13 protein-coding genes are annotated in these 14687 nt (G+C 68.2%); 7 read left to right on the plus strand and 6 right to left on the minus strand.

Annotated features, from left to right (window positions below; translation table 11 throughout):
- Window positions 1-32: 32 nt before the first annotated feature.
- The 7 genes from LFM09_RS00415 to LFM09_RS00445 all read left to right on the plus strand — a co-directional run bounded on the left by LFM09_RS00415 (window position 33) and on the right by LFM09_RS00445 (window position 9301).
- Window positions 33-536: a hypothetical protein gene (locus tag LFM09_RS00415; RefSeq protein ID WP_414094177.1), complete on the plus strand. Its 504-nt coding sequence runs from the start codon at window positions 33-35 to the stop codon at window positions 534-536.
- A gap of 167 nt (window positions 537-703) precedes the next feature.
- Window positions 704-2221, plus strand: coding sequence for an NCS1 family nucleobase:cation symporter-1 (locus LFM09_RS00420; protein WP_414094178.1), 1518 nt, complete (start codon window positions 704-706; stop codon window positions 2219-2221).
- The gene (locus LFM09_RS00425; protein ID WP_414094179.1) at window positions 2218-3060 is read left to right on the plus strand and encodes a nitrilase-related carbon-nitrogen hydrolase; all 843 of its coding nucleotides are present in this window, start codon (window positions 2218-2220) and stop codon (window positions 3058-3060) included. The genes LFM09_RS00420 and LFM09_RS00425 overlap by 4 nt, the downstream gene beginning before the upstream one ends.
- On the plus strand, window positions 3057-4442 hold the full coding sequence (gene hydA / locus LFM09_RS00430) for a dihydropyrimidinase (RefSeq protein ID WP_414094180.1): 1386 nt from the start codon (window positions 3057-3059) through the stop codon (window positions 4440-4442). The genes LFM09_RS00425 and hydA overlap by 4 nt, the downstream gene beginning before the upstream one ends.
- A gap of 15 nt (window positions 4443-4457) precedes the next feature.
- Complete coding sequence (locus LFM09_RS00435) at window positions 4458-5450, plus strand: TIGR03842 family LLM class F420-dependent oxidoreductase (RefSeq protein ID WP_414094181.1); 993 nt, start codon at window positions 4458-4460, stop codon at window positions 5448-5450.
- Between the two features lie 42 nt (window positions 5451-5492).
- The gene (locus LFM09_RS00440; RefSeq protein WP_414094182.1) at window positions 5493-6704 is read left to right on the plus strand and encodes a DUF4241 domain-containing protein; all 1212 of its coding nucleotides are present in this window, start codon (window positions 5493-5495) and stop codon (window positions 6702-6704) included.
- Window positions 6705-6769: 65 nt separating this feature from the next.
- On the plus strand, window positions 6770-9301 hold the full coding sequence (locus LFM09_RS00445; protein ID WP_414094183.1) for a tetratricopeptide repeat protein: 2532 nt from the start codon (window positions 6770-6772) through the stop codon (window positions 9299-9301).
- A gap of 3 nt (window positions 9302-9304) precedes the next feature.
- On the opposite strand, the gene LFM09_RS00450 is transcribed toward LFM09_RS00445, so the two are convergent.
- The 6 genes from LFM09_RS00450 to LFM09_RS00475 all read right to left on the minus strand — a co-directional run bounded on the left by LFM09_RS00450 (window position 9305) and on the right by LFM09_RS00475 (window position 14654).
- Complete coding sequence (locus tag LFM09_RS00450; protein WP_414094184.1) at window positions 9305-10252, minus strand: NUDIX hydrolase; 948 nt, start codon at window positions 10250-10252, stop codon at window positions 9305-9307.
- Window positions 10249-11361 (minus strand): glycosyltransferase family 4 protein, encoded by a 1113-nt coding sequence (locus LFM09_RS00455; RefSeq protein WP_414094185.1) that lies wholly within the window; start codon window positions 11359-11361, stop codon window positions 10249-10251. The genes LFM09_RS00450 and LFM09_RS00455 overlap by 4 nt, the downstream gene beginning before the upstream one ends.
- Complete coding sequence (locus tag LFM09_RS00460; RefSeq protein ID WP_414094186.1) at window positions 11358-12260, minus strand: phosphatidylinositol mannoside acyltransferase; 903 nt, start codon at window positions 12258-12260, stop codon at window positions 11358-11360. The genes LFM09_RS00455 and LFM09_RS00460 overlap by 4 nt, the downstream gene beginning before the upstream one ends.
- Entirely contained in the window at window positions 12257-12859 is a 603-nt protein-coding gene (gene pgsA / locus LFM09_RS00465) for a phosphatidylinositol phosphate synthase (RefSeq protein ID WP_414094187.1), read from the minus strand. The genes LFM09_RS00460 and pgsA overlap by 4 nt, the downstream gene beginning before the upstream one ends.
- Window positions 12860-13340: 481 nt before the next feature.
- Window positions 13341-14180 carry a helix-turn-helix domain-containing protein gene (locus LFM09_RS00470; protein WP_414094188.1) on the minus strand — a complete coding sequence of 280 codons (840 nt, stop codon included), beginning with the start codon at window positions 14178-14180 and terminating at the stop codon, window positions 13341-13343.
- 294 nt (window positions 14181-14474) lie between these two features.
- Window positions 14475-14654 (minus strand): hypothetical protein, encoded by a 180-nt coding sequence (locus LFM09_RS00475; protein ID WP_414094189.1) that lies wholly within the window; start codon window positions 14652-14654, stop codon window positions 14475-14477.
- Window positions 14655-14687 lie beyond the last annotated feature (33 nt).

The following is a 14687-nucleotide window of genomic DNA, read 5'->3' on the forward strand; positions in this document are numbered from 1 at the left end:
TTATGCCGGAGTTCAGCCGCTTAGCGTGAATCATGCTCGTTCGTCGGCTGGCCGCCCGATTGCTCGACTGGCTTCTCGTGCTGGTCGTGGCGTGGCCGTTGGTCCACGAACCCGTGCTCGTGGTGCTCTGTGCGGCCGTGTACGACGCACTGCTGCTGCGCCTGAACACCCTGGGCAAGGTCCTCACCGGCCTGCGGGTCGTGGGCCCCGCCTCGGGCCTCGGCTGGCGACGCGTGCTGACCCGGACCCTGATCACCACCGCGATGCCCGGCGCGGGGGCGGTCCTGGTGCTGACAGGTCTGGGTTGGCGCGAGCCGGCGTTGATGGCGGGGCTGGGCTGGCAGCAGCCGTGGGTCGTGATCGGCGAACACGTGGCGGTGCCCTCCGCGGGCTGGCTCGGGTCGCTGCTGCTCGTGGGCGGACTGGTGCTGCTCGTGCTGTCCGCCGTGGAGTCCCTGGACCTGCGCGGCACCCGCACGTGGCACGACCGGCGCGCCGGTACCGCGGTGGTGCGCCCGAAGGTGCCCCGGTCCTGACGCCGCTTCCGGCCTCACCCGAACGCATCGGATCGGAACACAATGTGCGCCGATCATGACAAGCGTGGACACTCTGACACTGCCAGACCCGCGAGCCCGGACCCAGGATTCTCCGATGGAACCGACCGCGTTCGCGTTGTTTCAGCAGCGTAACAGGGGGTTGAACGATGGCGATTGAGTCCCAGCCGCCCCAGGTCACACCCGATGGCCGCGTCGAACTGAGCGACGTGGGTCCCATCAAGGACAGCAGGTTCTTCAACCCCGAGCTCGCGCCCGTGCCGATCGAGCAGCGGACGTGGACGACCTACAACTTCTTCGCGCTGTGGATGGGCATGGCGCACAACATCCCCAGCTACACGCTCGCCGCATCGCTGATCGCGCTGGGCATGGACTGGGTGCAGGCGTTCCTCACGATCACCCTCGGCAACCTGATCGTGCTGATCCCGATGCTCCTCAACAGCCACGCCGGCACGAAGTACGGCATCCCGTTCCCGGTGTTCGCCCGCGCGTTCTACGGCATCCGCGGCGCGAACCTGGTGGCGTTGCTGCGCGCGTTCATCGCGTGTGCCTGGTTCGGCATCCAGACGTGGGTGGGTGCCAAGGCGCTGCACGTGATCATCGGCCGGCTGGCCGGTGACGGGTGGACCAAAGCGTCCGAAGTGGGCGGTCAGCCGTGGACGTTGTGGTTGTGCTTCTTCGGGTTCTGGGTCGTGCAGATGCTGATCATCTGGCGCGGCATGGAGGCGATCCGGCGGTTCGAGAACTGGACGGCGCCGCTGGTCAGCGTCGGGTTCCTGATCCTGCTGGGCTACGTGCTGGTGAAGGCGGGCGGCTTCGGGCCGATCCTGCACACCGGCAGCAAGCTCGGCTGGGGCCCGGACTTCTGGAAGCTCTTCTTCCCCGCGCTGATGGGCATGATCGCGTTCTGGTCGACGCTGTCGTTGAACATGCCGGACTTCACCAGGTTCGGCGGGTCGCAGCGCAAGCAGGTCACCGGACAGATCCTCGGTCTGCCGACCACGATGTCGTTCATCGCGATCGTCGCGATCCTGACGACGTCCGGCGCGCAGGCGTTGTACGGCGAGGCGATCTGGGACCCGGCGGACCTCGCGTCCCGCTTCGACAGCACGATCCTGGTGATCATCGCGCTCGTGTCGCTGGTCCTGGCGACGATCTCGGCGAACCTCGCGGCGAACGTCGTCAGCCCGTCCTACGACTTCTCGAACGCGTTCCCGAAGCGCATCACGTTCGCGGTCGGCGGCCTGATCACCGGCGTGGTCGGCATCCTGATCCAGCCGTGGCGGCTGATCTCCGACCCGAACATCTACATCTTCGCGTGGCTCGGGTTCTACGGCGGTCTGCTGGCGTCGGTGGCCGGTGTGTTCGTCGCGGGCTACTGGGTGATCAAGAAGACCCACCTCGAACTCGGCGACCTCTACCTCGACGGACGGGGCGCGTACTGGTTCAACGGCGGCTGGAACTGGCGTGCTGTCGTGGCGACGCTCGTGGGCTCCGTGCTCGCGGTCGGTGGCGCCTACGGTGGACCGTTCCCGGCGGATGGCTTGATTCCTTTCCTCAAGCCGCTCTACGACTACAACTGGGTCATCGGCTTCGCGGCCGGTTTCCTGGTTTTCCTCGCTCTCAGGGACAACACAGCGAACACGAGTCAGGAGAAGACCAGGTGAGCAACATCATCCGAGCTGCGCTCGTCCAGCAGAAGTGGACGGGCGACAAGGAGTCGATGATCGCGAACGCGGTCGAGCACATCCGAGCCGCGGCCTCACAGGGCGCGCAGGTGCTGTGCCTCCAGGAGCTGTTCTACGGCCCGTACTTCTGCCAGGTGCAGGACGCGGACTACTACTCCTACACAGAGGAGATCCCAGACGGTCCGACGACGCGGCTGATGCAGGAAGTGGCCGCGCAGAACAACATCGTGCTGATCGTGCCGATGTACGAGGTGGAACAGCCCGGCGTGTACTACAACACCGCGGCCGTGATCGACGCGGACGGCACCTATCTCGGCAAATACCGCAAGAACCACATCCCGCAGGTGAAGGGCTTCTGGGAGAAGTTCTACTTCAAGCCCGGAAACCTCGGTTACCCCGTGTTCGACACCGCGGTCGGCCGCATCGGGGTCTACATCTGCTACGAACGCCACTTCCCGGAGGGCTGGCGCGCGCTCGGCCTGGCCGGCGCGAAGATCGTGTTCAACCCGTCGGCGACTTCCCGCTCGCTGTCGGAGTACCTGTGGCGGCTGGAGCAGCCCGCCGCGGCCGTCGCGAACGAGTACTTCGTCGGCGCGATCAACCGCGTCGGCGTGGAACCGTTGGGCGACAACGAGTTCTACGGCCAGACGTACTTCGTCTCGCCGCGCGGCCAGCTCGTCGGTGATGCCGCGTCCGACACCGAGGAAGAGCTCGTGGTGCGCGACCTCGACCTGGACCTGCTGACCGAGGTCCGCGACACGTGGGCGTTCTACCGCGACCGCCGCCCCGACACCTACGAGGGCCTGGTGACGCCATGAGCGTGTTGATCCGCAACGGCCTGGTCATCAACGCGACCGGCTCGCACGCCGCCGACGTGCTGATCGACGGCGAGCACATCGCCGCCCTGGTGACGCCGGGGTTCGAGGTGCAGGCCGACGAAGTCATCGACGCGGCGGGAAAGTACGTCATCCCCGGCGGCATCGACGTGCACACCCACATGGAGATGCCGTTCGGCGGCACCCAGTCCGCGGACACGTTCGAGACCGGCACGACCGCGGCGGCGTGGGGAGGCACCACCACGATCGTCGACTTCGCCGTGCAGCCCAAGGGTTCGTCTCTGCTGTCCACTCTGGACAAGTGGCACAGCAAGGCCGACGGCAACTGCGCCGTCGACTACGGCTTCCACATGATCATCTCCGACGTGAACGACGCGTCCCTGAAAGAGATGGAGTCGTGCATCGCGGCCGGTGTGAACAGCTTCAAGATGTTCATGGCCTACCCCGGCGTCTTCTACGCGACGGACGGCGAGATCCTGCGCGCCATGCAGAAGGCCCGCGAGACCGGCGCCACGATCATGATGCACGCCGAGAACGGCATCGCGATCGACCAGCTCGTCGCGCAGGCGCTGGCCAACGGCCTGGGCGACCCGGTGCAGCACGGCCTGACCCGCCCGCCGGAGCTGGAGGGCGAGGCCACCTCGCGCGCCATCCAGCTGGCGAAGGTCACCGGTTCTCCGTTGTACATCGTGCACTTGTCTGCCGCGCAAGCACTTGACGCGGTGACGGCCGCACGTGACACGGGCCAGAACGTGTTCGCCGAGACGTGCCCGCAGTACCTCTATCTTTCTTTGGAGGACCTGGCGCGTCCGGGCTTCGAAGGCGCGAAGTACGTGGCGTCGCCTCCGTTGCGCCCCAAGGAACACCAGTCGTCGCTGTGGCGCGGGTTGCGCACGAACGACCTCTCGGTCGTGAGCACCGACCACTGCCCGTTCTGCTTCAAGGACCAGAAACAGCTGGGGCAGGGCGACTTCTCCAAGATCCCCAACGGCATGCCGGGCGTCGAGCACCGCGTCGACCTGCTGCACCAGGGCGTGGTGAAGGGCGAGATCACCCGCGAACGCTGGGTGGAGATCGCCGCCACGACCCCGGCCCGCATGTTCGGCATGTACCCGCGCAAGGGCGTGATCGCTCCCGGCGCCGACGCCGACGTGGTGATCTACGACCCGTCCGCCACGCAGACGATCTCTGCGGAGACCCACCACATGGCCGTGGACTACTCGGCCTACGAGGGCTTCGAGCTGACGGGTCGCGTCGACACCGTGTTCTCCCGCGGTCGCAAGGTGATCGCCGACGGCGCGTACCACGGCTCGACGGGCCACGGCCGCTTCGTGTCCCGTGATCTGAACCAGTACCTGGTCTAGGAAAGGGCGTTACCCGTGGACTTCGGCATAGTGCTGCAGACCGACCCGCCGGCGCGGGACGTGGTGGAAGGCCTCCGCGCGGCCGAGGACTGCGGCTTCCGCTACGGCTGGACGTTCGACTCCTGCGTGCTGTGGCAGGAACCGTTCGTCATCTACTCCCAGGTGCTGGCCGCCACCCGCGACCTGGTCATCGGCCCGATGGTCACCAACCCGTCCACTCGCGACTGGTCGGTGACGGCGTCGTTGTTCGCCACCCTGAACGACATGTTCGGCAACCGCACGGTCTGCGGCATCGGCCGTGGCGACTCGGCCCGCCGCGTGATCGGCCAGAAGCCCGCGTCCCTGGCCACACTGGGTGAGGCCATGCACGTGATCAAGGAGCTGGCGGAGGGGCGTGAGGTCGAACACCACGGCACGCCCGTCCAGATCCCGTGGGTGCGCAACGGAAAGCTCGAAATCTGGATGGCCGCCTACGGCCCGCGCGCCCTGAAGATGGTCGGCGAACAGGCCGACGGCTTCATCCTCCAAACCGCCGACGTCGACATCGCCCGGTGGACGATCGGCTCGGTCCGGGAAGCCGCGGTCGCCGCCGGCCGGGATCCTTCTTCCATCACTATGTGCGTGGCGGCACCCGCTTATGTCGGCACGGATCTGGCGCACCAGCGCGAACAGTTGCGCTGGTTCGGTGGAATGGTCGGCAACCACGTCGCGGACCTCGTCGCGCGGTACGGGGATTCGGGCGCCGTTCCGAAAGCCCTGACCGACTACATCAAGGACCGCGAAGGCTACGACTACTCCCACCACGGAAAGGCCGGGAACCGCTCCACCGATTTCGTGCCGGATTCGATCGTGGACCGGTTCTGTCTGGTGGGACCGGAGTCGGCGCACATCGAGCGGTTGCAGGAGTTGAAGGAGATCGGCGTCGACAACTTCGCGTTGTACTTGATGCACGACGAGAAGGACAAGACGCGCGACGCCTACGGTTCCTCGATCATCTCCGCCGTCTAGGGCCGCCGAGAATTGTCGGTGCCCGTCGGTAACGTGCCGGGCATGACGAATTCTCTGGGGGTTGTGTACTGCGAGGGCTGGGACCCCGAACGGCGGGTGATCTCAGGCCGCTTGCCGGTAGCGGTCGCGCGGGAGCGTGACCGCACCGGCGAGCAGTACGCGTTCTGCCTCGTCGACGTCGACCGAGTCGTGCGCGTCTGCGAGATCGCATGGGCCGCCCGCTTCGCCCGCACGTGGCACCTCGACGAACACGGCAGACGCACCAAGAAGTCCGAATACCGCGTCCTGGACGGAAGACTGTTCCTCCTCCGCTCCCACGAGTGGACCTACCCCGACGCGGAGCAGCCCGAGTTCGACGAGAAGGTGTCGGGCTCTCTGGAGATCCGCAACAGCCCGGACGGCACCTCCCGCCGGCACGAGGCACCGCAGGGCTACGCCGGCTACTCGACCGAGCGGACGCTCAAGGTCGACGCCACCTCCTTCTTCCGCGACGTGCCCCAGTTCTCCGACTGGGCCGCGTTCGCCGAGATCGACGCCGACCTGGTGGAGCAGGACGAGGTCCACCAGCCCGCCGAGCCACCGTGGCGTCCCGCCGTGCCGATGCGCCCGGACGGCATGGACTCCGCGTTCCGGCCCGGCCTGCGCTGGCAGCTCCCGGACACGACAGCGGTGGTCGAGGTAGTGGAAGCGGGCACGGTCCGCCTGCCGACCGGCCGCCTGGTCGCCTCCGACCCGGCGTGGCTGGACGCCGACCTCGCGCCGTTCACCACCACCCTCCCTCCCGGCGACTACCGCGTGGAACTGTCGGTGCTGCGCTTCGACGACCACCCGAACCACGAACGCGTAGCGGCAGCAAAACTGATCGTCTCGCCCGACACGGTGGTGTCGTGGGAGCTGGCTCTGGAGCCCGGCCAGGACACCCTGTTACTGGGCGACGACCAGTTCTACGGCTTCGGCGTAGACGCCGGCATGGGCTGCTTCGTCGACGCCGCGGCGTGCGGCGCCCTGGAGGAGATGATCAGCGAAGCCATGGACGAGAACCGCGACCTCCTGGAAGCCGTGGCGGAAACGCACTCGACCGTGCTCACCGAACCGACGTCCGGCACAACCCTGGTCGCCTACTCGTCCGGCTGGGGCGACGGCTCGTACCCGACCTGGATCGGCCGCACCGCGAGCGGCGAGGTCGCCTGCTTCGTCTCGGACATGCTGATACTCCGCTACGGCACCGCTCTCGACCAGGAGGTGGTGCACTAGTCCGTCCGGGGCATCTCGGCGTTGCACGCGCCAGCAACCACAACCGACGAACTGATAATGGTTCGATGCCGCACGACGACCACCTGCCCCCACCCGCCGTGGACAACTCGATCGACGGCGACGTGTCAGGCAAGGTCGTCCAGATCGGCTCCATCAGCCACCATCACCACCACGCGACACCTCAAGGCCCACAGCTACCACTGCGGGTCGGCCTGGTCCCGCTGCGCGCGGCCTCCTTCCAGCAACGCGGCCCCGGCGCCGACCTGGCCAGAGCGTTGGACGGCGGCGACACGGCGGTCCTGGTCGCGGACACCGCCACCGCCACGGTGCTGTCCGGCATGGGCGGCGTCGGCAAGACCCAACTGGCCGCCGACCACGCCGAACGAGCCTGGGCGAACGGCGAAGTGCAGCTCCTGGTGTGGGTGACCGCGACCTCGCGCGAAGCGATCGTCTCCGGCTACGCCGACGCCGCGGCCAGGCTCACCGGCCTGACCAACCTCGACCCGGAGCACGGCGCCCGCACGCTGCTGGAATGGCTGGCGGCCAACAAGTCGTGGCTCGTGGTGCTGGACGACCTGCAGACCCCGGCCGATCTCGCGAGGTTGTGGCCACCCACGACCGGCCAGACCGTGGTCACGACCCGGCGCCGGGACGCGGCGCTGAGAGGACACCGCCGTCAGCTCGTCGAGGTGGGTGTGTTCAACGAGCCCGAAGCGTTGGCGTACATGCGAACCGTGCTCGCCGACCAGCCGAGGTTGCTCGACGGCGCCGAAGAGCTGGTGCGAGATCTGGGCTTTCTGCCGGTGGCGTTGGCGCAGGCGGGCGCCTACATGGTCGACAAGCACCTGTCATGTGCTGAGTACCGGGCCCGCTTCGCCGAACGCCGCCTGGCGCAGGTGGTGCCGGATCTCGACGGCCTGCCCGACGAACACCGGACCACGGTCGCCGCGACCTGGTCCCTGTCGGTGGAACAGGCCGACCGGCTGGCACCCGAGGGTGTCGCGCGTCCGTTGCTCGAGCTCGCCAGCGTCCTGGACTCCAACGGGGTGCCGGTCAGCGTGTTCACCGCGGCCGCCACGCTGAAGATGGTGCGCGCGGCGACAGGGCGAGAGGTCGACGCGTCCGAGGCACGAGACGGGCTCGGCTGCCTGCACCGGCTGAACCTGATCACGCTGAACACCGACTCGGTGTCACGAGAGGTCCGGGTGCACGCCCTCGTACAACGCGCGACCCGGGACGCGTGGCCGGACGACCGAACGAGCTCCGTGGTGTACGCCGCCGCCGAGGCGTTGTACGAGGTGTGGCCGGACATCGAGCGTGACACGGTCCTGGGGCAGGTCCTGCGCACGAACGTCGACGCACTCGCCGAGGTCGATCGCGAGGAGCTGTGGCGGCCACGCTGCCACGCCGTGCTGCTCCGGGCAGGAAGGAGCCGCGGCGCGACGGGACTGGTGGCGGAAGCCATCGACTACCTCGACGCTCTGAGCGAGACCGCGATCCGGCTCCTGGGCGACGACCACCACGACACCCTGCTCATCCGGAACAACCTTGCGCACTGGCGAGCCGAGGCGGGCGACGTGAAGGGAGCGATCGCCGCCTTCGAAGCGCTCCTCGCCGACCGGACCCGCATCCTCGGACCCGACCACCGCAGCACGCTGATCACCCGCAGCAACCTCGCGTCCGTACAGGGCGACCAGGGCGATCACGCGGCGGCAGCGGCCGCCTACGAACAGCTGCTCGCCGACCGGATCCGCATCCTCGGGCCTGACCATCCAGACACTCTGCTCACCCGCAACAACCTGGCGTCCGAAAGGGGTGAACTTGGCGACGACGCCGGAGCGTTGGCTGCCTACGAACAACTTCTCCTCGATCACCTCCGCATCCTCGGACCCGACCACCCCAGCACGTTGCTCACCCGCAACAACCTGGCCCGGCGACGGTCCGCGACCGGTGACATCGCCGGCGCGATCGCCGCCTACGAACAACTGCTCACCGACCGGACCCGCGTCCTCGGACCCGACCACCCGGACACCCTCCTCACCCGCAGCAACCTCATTTCAGCCCGGCGTACCGCAGGCGACCGCGCCGACGCGATCGCCGTCTACGAACAGCTGCTCGCAGACCGAACTCGCGTCCTCGGACCCGACCATCCCGACACACTCGTCACCCGAGGCAGCCTCGCATCAGCACGCATGGACGCAGGCGACCGCGCCGGCGCGACCGCTGCCTACGAACAGCTGCTCGCAGACCGAACTCGCGTCCTCGGACCCGACCATCCCGACCCACTCGTCACCCGAGGCAGCCTCGCATCAGCACGCATGGACGCAGGCGACCGCGCCGGCGCGACCGCTGCCTACGAACAGCTGCTCGCAGACCGAACTCGCGTCCTCGGACCCGACCATCCCGACACGTTCGTCACCCGCAGCAACCTCGCAAGTGCGCAAGGCCGCTCCGGCGACCCTGCCGGGGCAGTGGCCGCTAACGAGCAGCTTCTCGCCGACCGGACGCGCGTCCTCGGACCCGACCATCCGAGCACCGTGCTCACCCGCGACAACCTCGCGTACTGGAAAGAGCGAACAGAAGATCCGTCGAAGTGAGGCTCAGCGGACGGTTCGGGTGTTGCCGTCCCACTCGGCGGCAAGCGAAGGCAACAGCTCAGCCAGCTGCACCGGGTACACCGTGTCCTCGGTGGCTTCCAGCTCGGCCGCGCTCCACCACCGGTAGCCGGACACGCTGGCGTTCTCGACGGCGTTGAACCCGGACGTGTCAACGGAAACGGAGTCGACCGAGGCGTAGAAGAACCACTCCTCCGCGTCGAACGTCTCGCCGTCGAAGCTGAACACCGCGCGCCGCCGCCACACCGGTCCGATCAACGACGAAGGCTCCAGCTTCACGCCGGTCTCTTCGAAGGCCTCGCGCACGGCGGTGTCACGCAGCTCTTCGCCGTCCTCCACGCCACCGCCGACGGTGAACCAGAACAGCTCCTGCGGCCGCGCCGGGTCGAAGCCCTGGAACAGCAGCACGCGGCCAGAAGAATCCGTCAGCACCACCCGTGCGGACGGACGAGGCGTCAGCATCATGGCGTCGGAAGGCGCGGTCGGCTCGGCGATCTCGAAGTACGAAGGCTGCGGCGCGGTGCCGGACAGGCGCAGCCACCGCGCGAGACGGCGGCGGCGTTGCAGCAGCGTGTCGCGCACGGCGTCGTTGTGCACGCGCCGGGCCAGCACGACCCGTTCCTCCGCGTCGGCCAGCTCGTAAGCCAGCGCTGGAGCCAAAGAAGAACGGTCCAGCGCGCCCAGCAGGCCGGAGAGTTCGTTCTCGGCGAGCTCACGGTCCGCGCGAGAAGCCGACTCGGCGCGGGAAGCGGCAGCGGACAGAGCCGGATCGAGCAACGCACGCGTCACCACGGCACGGCGGGCAAGAGCCGCGTCGAGTGCGGCCCAGGCCGCGTCCGTGCGGACGTGCAGGCGGTCCAGGCGGTTCGCGATCGACAGGATCCACGCGGCCAGGAGCAGGGCACAGACAACGACGACGAGCGCGGTGGTCATGCCTCGCTCACCCGGCGCGGGTCGGCGGCGATGGCCGTTTCGTAGACGCGCAGGACCTGCGAGGCGACCACGGACCAGTCGAAGGCCTGAACGCGGGTCGAAGCCAGGTCGACGTACTCGGCGCGCAGAGCGGAATCCAGGAGCACCGAACGCAACGCCGAAGCCAGCGCGGCAGCGTCGCCGACGGGGAACAGCACGCCGGCCTTGCCGTCGTCCAGAACGCGGCGGAAGGCGTCCAAATCGCTGGCAACCACCGCGGTACCGGCGGACATGGCCTCGGTCAGGATGATGCCGAACGACTCGCCGCCGGTGTTCGGCGCGACGTAGACGTCGACCGAACGCAGCATCCGGGCCTTCTCGACGTCGTCGACCTGGCCCAGCAGGTCCACGCGGTCGGAATACGGCCCGTCGAAGGTGTTCTCGCCGCGACCCACGACGAGCAGGCGCAGGTCCGGGAACTCGTCGGCGATCAACCCGAAGGCTTCCCAGAGGATCGGCATGCCCTTGCGGGGCTCGTCGTAACGGCCGACGAAACCGATGGTGCCGCCGGGCCGCGGGTAGCCGTCCAAAGTGGACGCGGACGCGAAGAAGTCGACGTCCACGCCGTTGGGGATCTCCACCGCGTCGCCGCCGAGGTGCTCGACCTGCACCCGCCGGGCCAGCGCGGAGACCGCGATGCGCGCGGTCACCTTCTCCATGAACGGCTGCAGAAAGCCCTGGAACGCCGACAGCATCTTGGAGCGCGGGGTCGAGGTGTGGAAGGTGACGACGATGGGACCGTCCGCGACCATCAACGCCAGGAAGGACAACGACGGCGCGGTGGGTTCGTGCAGGTGCAGGACGTCGAACTCGTGATCGTCGATCCACCGGCGCACGCGCGCGTACGACACCGGGCCGAAGGACAGCCGCGCCACCGAGCCGTTGTACGGGATGCCGACCGCGCGACCTGCCGACGTCACGAACGGCGGCAGCGACTGCTCGTCGTCGGCGGGGGCCAGGACGTTCACCGTGTGGCCGAGCGAGATCAACGCGCGGGCGAGGTCGACGACGTGCGCCTGCACTCCCCCTGGCACGTCGAAGGAGTACGGGCAGACGATCCCCACCTTCACCGCGAGAGCCTCCTGGCCAGCGCTTCCCGGCGCTTGGCCGGCAGGTCGGCCAGCCAGAGCTTCTGCAGCATGTGCCAGTCGGCCGGGTGGGCGGCGATGTCGGCGGCGAACACGTCCGCCACGGCCTGGGTCGCGGCCTGGACCGTGCTCACCTTGATCGGCGGGTGGATGCGGAAGTGCCAGCCGTCCTCGGTGAACCAGCAGCCGACCGGGAGCAGCGCGGCACCCGTGGTCGCGGCCAGATGTGCAGGACCGGCGGGCATCAGGGTCTGTTCGCCGAAGAACGTCACGGGCACACCGGACGAGGTCAGGTCGCGGTCGGCCAGCAGGCACACGACCTTGTTCGCCCGCAGCCGCTCGGCCAGCACCGTCGCAGGTGGACGGTCACCGCCGTTCAACGGCAGGACCTCGAAGCCCAGGGTCTCGCGGAACTCCACGAACTTGCGGTACAGCGACTCGGGCTTCAACCGCTCGGCCACCGTCGTGAACGTGCCGGAGTGACCGACCAGCCACACACCCGCCATGTCCCAGTTGCCGCTGTGCGGAAGGGCGACGACAGCCCCGGTGCCCTCGCTCAGCGCCGCGTCGAGGTTCTCGACGCCGGACACCTGCGAGTCGCACTTCTCGTACGCGGCACGCAGATCCATCGACGGAAGCCGGAACGCCTCACACCAGTACCGCGCGTAAGACCGCAACGAGTCGCGCACGAGCTCGTCCAGCTCCTCCTGGCCCGCCTGGGGAACGACCCGCCGCAGGTTCGTCCGCAGCTGCTCAACGCCCTCGCCACCGCGCTTGGCCGCGTAGTCCGCGCCGACGCGGAACAGCCCACGAGCCCACGACTGCGGCAACAGGCGGATCAGCCGCCACCCGGCGGTGTACCCGAGGGTCGCGAGGTTCACGCGGCCTCCCGCGCGGACTTCGCCACGGCCAGCACGCGCTGCAGCACCGTCGCGACCGTCATGACCGCGAGCAGCCACAACGCCACGTCCAACAGGTGCGGCACGCCCAGCCCCTGCACCCCGGCACCGACCAGCGCGACGATGAACCGCTCGGCACGCTCGGCCAGCCCGCCGTCAGCACTGAGACCCGACGCCTCGGCGCGAGCCTTCACGTACGAGATGACCTGCGAGGCGACCAGGCAGATGAACCCGGCCACCGCAGTCCACCGCGAGCCGGTGTCGAACGCGTACCAGGTGAGCGCGGCGAACAGGGCACCGTCGGCAATGCGGTCGCAGGTGGCGTCGAGAACCGCGCCGAACTTCGTGGGCCCCTGAGCACGGGCCATCGCACCGTCGATCAGGTCGAGCAGCACGAAGAACGTCACCAGCACACTGCCGAGGAACAGCTGCCCGCGGGGGATGAACCACACCGCACTGACGACAGCGCCGACCGTGCCGACCACCGTGACGGCGTTGGGCGTGAGGCCACGCGCCAGCAGCCACGCCCCGATCGGATCGGTGACGCGCGAGACGGACGCGCGAGCGAAGATGTTCAGCATGGCGTGTCGCAGCCTAGCTGGACTGGTGAAACGCGCTGCTCGCGGGTGAGGCGGCACGTGGGCGGAGCCGGCCACGCCCAAGCCCGAACGTGGGATCGAAGCGGTTCGCCACGCCCGAAAACGCGTCCGAACCCGCGACCTGAGCGTGCTGCTCGCAGGCGAGACGAAGGTGATCGAACGGAGCCAGGCGAGGTGGCACACGCCGCGCGATGCGAGCGGAGGGACCACGCCAGACGCGGTGACTGCGGCGCGCGAGACGAGCCAGCCGCACCCAAACCCGAACGTGGGATCGAAGCGGTTCGCCACGCCCGAACCTGCGCCGGAACCCGCGTCCGAACCCGCGACCTGAAACGCGCTGCTCGCGGGTGAGGCGGCACCCGCGACAATCCCCCTGCGAACCCTGCGACCCCTGGGTCGAGCCGCAAGAGCCTGCCCCCGAGCGCCGTCCGGTGATTGACGGGCACCCGCGAGCGAACCCCCGCTAGCTGAGCCGGCGGTGGTCCTCGGCGATCTTCTTCAGCAGACCCTGCAACTCCTCCCCCCGCACCGCCAGCCGCTCCAGCCGCCCGAACAACGCGAGGTACTCGCGCACGTCCAGCGGGTCGGTGATGGTGGCGTTGCCGGTCAAGACGCTGACCGTCACGACGCGTTCGTCGTAGATGTGGAAGCCGTGCAGCGCCACGACGTTCGCGTCCGCGGACCACGGCACGACGCCCAGGCGGACGTTCGGGCGGCGCTGGATCGCGGCCAGGTGCTCGACCTGTTCCGCCATCAGTTCCGGCGAGCCCATCCGCCAGCGCAGTGCGCCCTCGGACAACAGGAACACGAACTGCTTGGCCAGGTCGTCCATCCGGGAACGCCGGATGCGCAGGGCCGCCACCGCGGCCTCCTGCTCCGACTGAGGCATCGTCCCCAGCACGATCCGCAGGTAGGGATCGGACTGCAACAACTGAGGCACCAGATTGACCTGGAAGAACCTCGATGTCGCCGCCCGCGCCTCCACGCGGCTGATCGTCTGCTGGTGGCGGTGCGCCCCTCGGTGCAGCACGACGCGACGCGTTTCCGCCTCGGCGTGCAGCGACCTGGCGAGTTCGACCAGTTCGATGCGCGTCTCTCTCGTCGCGGCCAATTCCGCCACGAGACGCTCCACGTCCGTTACGGACGGGAGCAGCATGCCGTTCTCGATCTTCGACAGCTTTGACTGGCTCATCCCGGTGGCACGGGCGGTGGCCGTGCCGGTCATCTTCGCCTCGGTGCGCAACCGGCGTAACTCACGCGAAAGCCGTTCTCTCGCTAATCGCGAACGCTCAGGTGCGGTCATGTTCGCACCGTAACCATCTGTGCACGCTCAGACGATCGGCCATCGGCGGGGACTTGACTCGCAGTTGACACCTCCAGGTGGGTGATCTCACCTACCTGGAATCGTTTTGTGCAGCTGTTACGTCTCGATCGGCTGACCAGAAACACCCGAAAGTTGCAACGCAATCTATTCCGTGCGAGGTGGAAACACGACGGATTGTCCCGTCCGGACAACGGGGGTGGTTTTTGTCACTTTTTTGTCCAGGAAATGGTACGGATTTCAATCATGCGAGACCTGGCTAAACGCGCGGTTTAGTCATGCGGACTTACGTCCGCGCAATACCGTGCGCACCCCGAACCCGAGCGAACCGAGGATCAGCACGAAGCCGATGAGCCCCAGGCCGGGCGCGTCGTCGTAGTCGGCGTACATGATCGCGCCAACCCCGAGCGCGACGACGAGCACACAGCCCACCAGGGGCAGCAGCATCTTAGGCATAGATCGACTATCGCTCGCCATCTATCGAAAGTC

This window comes from Lentzea alba (genome assembly GCF_047445655.1).
In the GTDB taxonomy this organism is placed as follows: domain Bacteria; phylum Actinomycetota; class Actinomycetes; order Mycobacteriales; family Pseudonocardiaceae; genus Lentzea; species Lentzea alba_A.